Below are 7,184 nucleotides of genomic sequence, written 5' to 3' on the forward strand. Positions count from 1 at the left end.
CCGCTCGATCTGGCGGTCGTCAGCAAGGTGCTCCTGCCCTGGGACACCGAGAGCGGCTACGGCGCGGTCGCCTTCGACGGCAGCGTGCAGTGGAACGAGCCGCTGATCGAGGCTCTCGGCCTGGACGCGGGGACGATCGAGGCGGGCCTTGCCGCCACGCGGGAGAAGGTGGCGCGCCGCGTGCGCACCCTGCGCCACGGGCGGCCGTTCCCGGACCTCGGCGGCGTGACCGCGGTGCTCGTGGACGACGGCCTCGCCTCCGGCTTCACCATGGCGGTCGCCGTCGAGGCCGTGCGCCGCGCCGGCGCGGCAGCCGTCATCGTCGGCGTGCCGACCGGGCACGACACGGCGCTGCGCCGGCTCGCGCCGCGCGTGGACGCGCTCTACTGCGCCAACGAGCGCGGCGGCAGGATGTTCGCCGTCGCCGACGCCTACCGCCGCTGGACCGACGTCTCGGAGGACGAGGTCCGCGCGCTCCTCGAAGACCCGGGCCGCCCCTGAGCGGCGCCCCCGGCGCCCGCCCCATCCTTCCGCGATCATTGCCACCTCCCCTGCGTCGCTGCGCGCCCATGGCCCGCGCGGCCGCCATGCCTCCACGGATAACGCATGGCCCCACCGGTGAAAATGGAGGGAACACCCCATGGTCTCCCGGCCCCGGGTGCGCATACTTGAGCTACCTGAGCAGCAAACGCCCGGGAGGAACGAAGACCACGTCCTGCCAGGCAGGACATGAGGAGGATGATCATGGGAAAGAAGCTCACGGCGAACGAAACACCCGACTGGTGCACGCTCGCGACGCCCGATGTCGAGGCCGCGAAGAAGTTCTACGGCGCGCTGTTCGGCTGGAAGGCCAGAGACACCAAGGCGGGCGGGAAGAAGCGCACCGTCGTCTCGACCGGCGCCGAGCAGGTGGCGGGAATGATGGCGCTCTCGCCGAACGCCGGCGGACCGCAGCCCGTGTGGGGCATCTCCGTCAGCGTGGACGACGTCGACGCCAGCGTCGAGCGCGCGCGCCGGCTGGACGCGACCGTGATCATGGACCCGACGGACGTTCCGGGCGTCGGGCGCCTCGCCCTCCTGCTGGACCCGCAGGGCGAGATGCTCTCGGTCATCTCCTACGACGGGCAGTAACCGCATTCGCCCCACCCCCATAACAATCCGCCTCCCGCTCCACGCTCCCGAAAGGCTCGCCGCTCACGGCGCTTCCCTCGTCCGTCCGGGCGGACCCCAGCTGATGCGGTACACGGCCCCCGCGCGGTCGTCGGAGACCAGCAGGGCGCCGTCGGGCATGACCTGCACGTCGACCGGCCGCCCCCACGCGGTGCCCGCTCGCAGCCAGCCGTCCACGAAGACCTCGGGGGCCCCGGCGCGTCCCCCGACGACGGGGACACGGACCACCCGGTAGCCGACAGGTGAGCTGCGGTTCCAGGAGCCGTGCTCGGCGATGAAGATCGATCCGCGGTAGGCCGGCGGGAACATCGTCCCCGTGTAGAAGCGCATGCCGAGCGCCGCGACATGCGCGCCGAGCAGGCGCTCCGGCGGGACAAACTCGGCGCAGGAGCGCAGACCCCCGAAATCGGGGTCAGGAACGTCCCCGGCGTGACAGTATGGAAACCCGAAGTGCAGCCCGGGCCGCGGCGCTCGGTTCAGCTCGTCGTCGGGCCGGTCGTCGCCCAGCCAGTCGCGGCCGTTGTCGGTGAACCACAGCTCCCGGGTCGCCGGATCCCAGTCGAAGCCCACCGTGTTGCGCACCCCGCTGGCGAAGACCTCCAGGTGCGACCCGTCCGGGCGAAGGCGCGTGATGCCGGCAAAGCGGGGGTCCTCCTCGAGGCAGGAGTTGCACGGCGCGCCGACCGGCACGTAGAGCAGGCCGTCGGGACCGAAGGCGATGAATTTCCAGCCGTGGTGCGTCCGCCCGGGGAAGGCGGCGCTCACGACGACCGGCGCCGGAGGGTCCGCGAGCCGCCCCTCGATGCCGTCGAAGCGCAGGATGCGGCCGACCTCCGCGACGTACAGCGAGCCGGCGCGAAACGCCACGCCGTTCGGCATCGTGAGTCCCGAGGCGATGGTGAGCACGCGTGCGGCGCGCAGGCCGCCTGGCTCCGGGACGACCGCGTAGACGTTCCCCTCCTCGCGCGTGCCGACGAACACCGTCCCCTGGTCGCCGACGGCAAGGGAGCGCGCGCCCGCCACGCCCCCGGCGAAGAGGCTCAGCGAGAACCCTTCCGGCAGGCGGAGCGTGTCGAGCGGCAGGCCCCCCTGACAGCCCCGCGGCGGCAGGAAGACGCCGCAGCCCGCGGCGGCGAGGCAGAGGAGTGCCCCGGCTGCAAGGCGGCTCATGGTGCAGCCCCTGCCGTGGGCCCGCCGGCGGGGACAGCCGCGACCCGCTCCGCGATGCCCCGCAGCAGCCGGTCGACGGCCGCGCTGTCGCCGAGGCCGAGCTTCACGAGATAGGAGGCGATGCTCAGGTCGGCCCGGGCGGCGAAGAGCGCGACCTCGGCGTCGAAGCCGGGGGCCGGCTCTCCGGCCGCGGCGCGGTAGTCCGCGAGAAAGCGCTCCGGCGGGGCGATCTCCAGCACGCGCGGCTCCTCGCCGAACTGGTGGCGGTAGTGCGCGAGGAACCAACCGACGTCGAAGGCCCGCGGCGCGATCATGGCGTCCTCCAGGTCCACGGCCGCGGCGAAGGCCGTCCGCGGTTCCTCGGGGTCGTCCTGGCCGATGATGACGTTCTTCGGGTGATAGTCGCCGTGGCACTGCACGAGGCCGCCCGGCTCCGCCTCGACGATCCGCCGCTCGGCGGCGAGCAGCGCCGCGGCGAGCGAGCGCACGAGCGGCGCGCTCGGCAGCCACGCCCCGGCGAAGCGCTCCGCGTACCCCTCGAGGCGCCGGCGCTCGCGCTCGAGGAACGGCGCGGGAGACGCCGGCGCCACGCTCAGGCCGTGCAGGTGCGCAAGCCAGCCGGCGGCCAGCTCGAGACACCGGCGCGCCTGCTCCGGCCCCGCGACGCGCAGGCGATCGAAGAGCGAGCGTCCGCGCAGCCCCTCCTCGATGATCGTCAGCCGCTGCGCGTCGGCTTCGAGCAGCGCGGGCAGCCGGTAGCGTCCCCCCGCGAAGCCGCGTGCGGCGATCTCGTCGCCCAGCGTCGCGGTCCGCAGCGCGGCGGCCCAGTCGCGCAGGTTGAGCGCCCGGCGCAGGATGATCCGCGGGCGCAGCCCGTCCTCGCCCTTGGTCCCGATGACCACCTCGGTCACGACCGAGTTGGCGCCGGCGCGCGTGATCTCCTTGAAGAACGGGCGGCACCGGCCCAGCCGCACCTCCCGCGCCAGCTCCTCGATCCCCGCCACGGGGTGGTCGAACTGCGTGGGGTAGGTCCCCGCCGGGACCTGGCCGTGCGCGTCCGTCCCGGCCATCGCCGTGAACCGGAAGCGGTGCCAGTCGTCCAGGCCGCGGCTGTTGGCCTTGGCGGAGTGGTTCCCGCTGAAGATCTCGACCGCGTCCAGCGGCGGCGCGGCCAGCTCGCTCTCGTGGTACTCGAGGCGGTGGCGGTAGGGGTGCGCGCGCACCAGCGCGGCCTGGGGGTGACGCGCCCGGATGTCGGCGGCCCGCGTCCCTTCGGGCAGCGAGGGCACCGCGCCGTAGACCACGACGTGGCCGAGGTCGGCGGTGGAGACCTCCTGGCCCGAGAGCAGGACGAAGTGCTCCGGGACGCCGGCGTCCCGCCGCAGCGCGGCCAGCTCCTCCTCGTCCCAGCGGTGGTGATGATCGGTGAGCACCGCCCCCTGGAGGTTGCGCGCCAGGCACTGGCGCAGCAGCTGCGCGGCCGGGAGGCGGCTGCACGGCGAGCGCTCGGCCGTGTGGCAGTGGGTTTCGAGCAGCACGCTAGCGCCCCCCGCGCGCCCGGTGGCAGCGCGCCGCGCCGGCGCGTATCTTATCGGGTGGACGACCAACCCCCCGGAGAGCGCCATGAAGGAAGCATCGTTCTACGCCAAGGCCGACGATTGGAAGGTGCGCTGCTCGCTCTGCGCGCACCACTGCCTGATCAAGCCCGGCGACGTCGGGATCTGCGGCGTGCGGCGCAACGAGGGCGGCACGCTGTACTCGCTCGTCTACGGCCGGGCGATCGCGCAGCACGTGGACCCGATCGAGAAGAAGCCGCTCTTCCACTTCCTCCCCGGCACGACGAGTTTCTCCGTCGCGACCGCCGGCTGCAACTTCCGCTGCCGCCACTGCCAGAACGCCGACATCTCGCAGCTGCCGCGCGACCGCGGCGCGATCCTCGGCGACGAGCTGCCGCCGGATGAAATCGTGCGCCAGGCGCGCGCCGCCGGCTGCGCCAGCATCTCCTACACCTACACCGAGCCGACGATCTTCTTCGAGTACGCCTACGACACGGCGGTGCTCGCGAGCGCGGCCGGCCTGAAGAACGTCTTCGTCAGCAACGGCTACATCACCGCGGAGCCGCTGCGCGCGATCGCCCCGCACCTGCACGCGGCGAACATCGACCTGAAGTCCTCGCGCGACGCCTTCTACACGTCGATCTGCGGCGCGCGGCTCCAGCCGGTGCTGGATGCGCTGCGGCTCTACCGCGAGCTGGGCATCTGGCTCGAGGTCACGACGCTCGTGATCCCCGGCGAGAACGACAGCGACGAGGACCTGGCGGGGTGCGCCGGCTTCATCGCGAAGGAGCTGGGTACGGATGTGCCGTGGCATGTCTCCGCCTTTCACCCGACCTACCGCCTGACCGAACGGCCGCGGACCCCCGCGGCCGCGCTGCGGCGCGCCGTCGACATCGGCCGGGCCGCCGGGCTGCGGCACGTCTACGAGGGGAACCTGCCCGGCGAGGGCGAGACGACGGCCTGCCCGGGCTGCGCGCGCCCGGTGATCGAGCGGCTCGGCTTTCGCGTCACCGCAAACCGCCTGCGCGACGGCCGCTGCCCGCACTGCGGGGGCGCGGTCGCCGGCGTCTGGTCCTGACGGGCTGCCGCGCCCCCGGCGGCCGCTAGACCAGCTTCGCCGTGAAGGTGATCTGCGGCCCCGCGAGCGCCTTGGAGACCGGGCAGTTCTTCTTGGCGTTCTCCGCGTGCTGCTGGAGCCCCCGCTCGTCGAGTCCCGGGACCGCGGCCTCCGTCGCCAGCTCGATCCGCGTGATCGTGGGCCCCGCCTCCAGGTGCACGGAGGCGGTCGTGCGGATGCTCGTCGGCGTGAACCCGGCGTCGGTCAGCAGCGCCGCCAGGAACATCGAGAAGCAGCCGGCCTGCGCGGCGCCGATGAGCTCCTCGGGGTTGGTCCCCTTCCCGGACTCGAAGCGCGACGCGAACGTGAACGGCCCTTCATAGGCGCCGCTGCCCAGCTTCATCGTCCCGGCGCCTCCCTTGAGCGTGCCCTTCCACTCCGCGGATGAGGTACGGATCGGCATGGCGCTTCCTCCTTGCGTGCTCCTGCGACGAAGGCGGCCGGACAGCCGGCCTGCCCGCAGACGATGTGCGGCTCACGTCCTCTCAAGCGGGAAGTTATGGCGCGCGGTCCTATATTGCAACCGTGGCCTGCCGGTGACGGCAGCCGATGAACCGGGCGGGGTGCCGGCGGCATCCGAAGGGACATGGCAGCGCGGGGACGGCGACGATGACCAGGGACCTCGAGAAGGTCGGCGGGCAGGCGGCCGAGCGCCTCGTCCTGGAGGAGCCTTTCTACCTCCCGCAAGCCGACGAGCTGGACATCGCGCGCGCCGCCTACCGGAACGGCCTGCCGCTGCTGCTCAAGGGCCCGACCGGCTGCGGCAAGACGCGCTTCGTGCTGCGCCTGGCCTGGGAGCTGGGGCGCCCGCTGATCACCGTGTCCTGCCACGACGACCTCTCCACCGGCGACCTCGTCGGCCGCTACCTGATCCGCGGCGGCGACGCGGTCTGGGTCGACGGGCCGCTGACGACCGCGGTGCGCACGGGCGCGATCTGCTACCTCGACGAGATCGTCGAGGCCCGCAAGGACACGACCGTGGTGATCCACCCGCTCGCCGACGAGCGGCGCGAGCTGCCGATCGACAAGCGCGGCGAGCTGCTGCGCGCGCCGCCCGAGTTCATGCTCGCGGTCTCCTACAACCCGGGCTACCAGAGCGTCCTCAAGGACCTCAAGCCGAGCACCCGCCAGCGCTTCGTCGCCCTCGAGTTCGGCTTCCCGCCCGCGGCGCTGGAAGAGCGCATCCTCGCGCACGAGGCCGGCATCGACGCCGCCACCGCGCGGCTGCTCGTGCGCCTCGGCGCGATGACACGCGGCCTGCGCGACTCGGGGCTCACCGAGGGGGCGAGCACGCGCCTGCTCATCCACGCCGGCAAGCTGATCGCCGCCGGGATCGCGCCGCGCACGGCCTGCCGCGTCGCGGTCACCGAGACGCTCACCGACGACCGCGAGCTGCAGCAGGCGGTGGACGAGCTGGTCGCCTCGCTGTTCTAGCCCATGGACGCGGCGGCGATTCGCGCGCGCCTCGCGGAGGCCGTGCGGCCCTACCCGGTCCCGGAGTGGGAACTGGAGGGGCTCGCCGAGGGGCTCGAGGGCGTGCCCGAGCCGGCGCAGCGGCGGATCCTCGACCTGGTCCCCTCCATCTGGCCGGTCAGCCACGCCCTCGCCTTCTCCTTCCTGCGCAACGCGGCCCGCGGGATCGGCGTCTTCGGCGACACGCGCCTCCAGGTCTGGGTCGGCGCGGTGCTGGACGCCTACGAGGCCGGCGGGCTCGAGGAGGCGCAGCCGCTGCTCGCCGACGGCGGGCGGCGCCTGCTGGAGGAGCTGCGCGGCGAGCGGGGCGTGCGCCTGCGCGATGCGGCGGGCCTGCTGCACTCCTACGCGAGCGGGCTCGCCGGGCGGCCCCTGGAGGTCGCCGAGGGGCGCGAGGCGGCGACCGACACCGAGACGGTCTGGCTGCCGCGGCGCATGGCGGCGTTCGAGGACGCGCCGCGCAATCTCCTGCTCTACAAGCTGGCGGTGGCCGTGCAGTGCGGGCACATCGCGCTCGGGACCTACCGGGCCGCCCTGCCGGCCGGGCACCCGCTCCTCGCGGAACTCGAGACGCGCTCCGAAGAGCGTCCGGCCGACAGCCCGGCCTGGCTCGAACGCTTCTTCGCGCTCCACGCCGACCCGGCGCTGGCCGCGCGCCTCTACCAGGCCGCGGCCACCGCGCGCGCGGCGGCCGCGGC

The 7,184-nt window shown here is 73.6% G+C and carries 8 protein-coding genes; 5 read left to right on the forward strand and 3 right to left on the reverse strand.

The genetic code is table 11. The features are described from left to right. The coding region (locus VI078_13525) for a phosphoribosyltransferase family protein (GenBank protein ID HEY6000304.1) at positions 1–501 on the forward strand (501 nt) is incomplete at its 5' end. Between the two features lie 243 nt (positions 502–744). Further along, positions 745–1,131 (forward strand): VOC family protein, encoded by a 387-nt coding sequence (locus VI078_13530; GenBank protein ID HEY6000305.1) that lies wholly within the window; start codon positions 745–747, stop codon positions 1,129–1,131. A 63-nt stretch (positions 1,132–1,194) separates the two neighbouring features. On the opposite strand, the gene VI078_13535 is transcribed toward VI078_13530, so the two are convergent. Beyond that, positions 1,195–2,340, reverse strand: coding sequence for a PQQ-dependent sugar dehydrogenase (locus tag VI078_13535; GenBank protein ID HEY6000306.1), 1,146 nt, complete (start codon positions 2,338–2,340; stop codon positions 1,195–1,197). Next, the gene (locus tag VI078_13540; GenBank protein HEY6000307.1) at positions 2,337–3,878 is read right to left on the reverse strand and encodes a phosphotransferase; all 1,542 of its coding nucleotides are present in this window, start codon (positions 3,876–3,878) and stop codon (positions 2,337–2,339) included. Before VI078_13540 ends, VI078_13535 begins: the two co-directional genes overlap by 4 nt. Positions 3,879–3,963: 85 nt before the next feature. On the opposite strand from VI078_13540, the gene amrS reads away from it, so the two are divergent. Further along, on the forward strand, positions 3,964–4,974 hold the full coding sequence (gene amrS, locus VI078_13545; protein HEY6000308.1) for an AmmeMemoRadiSam system radical SAM enzyme: 1,011 nt from the start codon (positions 3,964–3,966) through the stop codon (positions 4,972–4,974). A gap of 25 nt (positions 4,975–4,999) precedes the next feature. Here amrS and VI078_13550 read toward each other — a convergent pair whose 3' ends face one another. Beyond that, complete coding sequence (locus VI078_13550) at positions 5,000–5,416, reverse strand: OsmC family protein (GenBank protein HEY6000309.1); 417 nt, start codon at positions 5,414–5,416, stop codon at positions 5,000–5,002. Between the two features lie 206 nt (positions 5,417–5,622). On the opposite strand from VI078_13550, the gene VI078_13555 reads away from it, so the two are divergent. Both VI078_13555 and VI078_13560 read left to right on the forward strand, forming a co-directional pair. Beyond that, entirely contained in the window at positions 5,623–6,447 is an 825-nt protein-coding gene (locus VI078_13555) for a CbbQ/NirQ/NorQ/GpvN family protein (GenBank protein HEY6000310.1), read from the forward strand. Positions 6,448–6,450: 3 nt separating this feature from the next. Beyond that, positions 6,451–7,184, forward strand: a 734-nt coding sequence (locus VI078_13560; protein HEY6000311.1) for a hypothetical protein, incomplete at its 3' end; no start/stop codon positions are given.

It is taken from the genome of bacterium, assembly GCA_036524115.1.
GTDB lineage: Bacteria > JAUVQV01 > JAUVQV01 > JAUVQV01 > DATDCY01 > DATDCY01.

What these genes read in the sequence shown, in the direction of transcription:
- VI078_13530 (HEY6000305.1), top strand. Translation starts at nt 745, where the DNA reads ATGGGAAAGAAGCTCACGGCGAACGAAACACCCGACTGGTGCACGCTC.
- VI078_13535 (HEY6000306.1), bottom strand. Translation starts at nt 2,340, where the DNA reads ATGAGCCGCCTTGCAGCCGGGGCACTCCTCTGCCTCGCCGCCGCGGGC.
- amrS (HEY6000308.1), top strand. Translation starts at nt 3,964, where the DNA reads ATGAAGGAAGCATCGTTCTACGCCAAGGCCGACGATTGGAAGGTGCGC.
- VI078_13550 (HEY6000309.1), bottom strand. Translation starts at nt 5,416, where the DNA reads ATGCCGATCCGTACCTCATCCGCGGAGTGGAAGGGCACGCTCAAGGGA.
- VI078_13555 (HEY6000310.1), top strand. Translation starts at nt 5,623, where the DNA reads ATGACCAGGGACCTCGAGAAGGTCGGCGGGCAGGCGGCCGAGCGCCTC.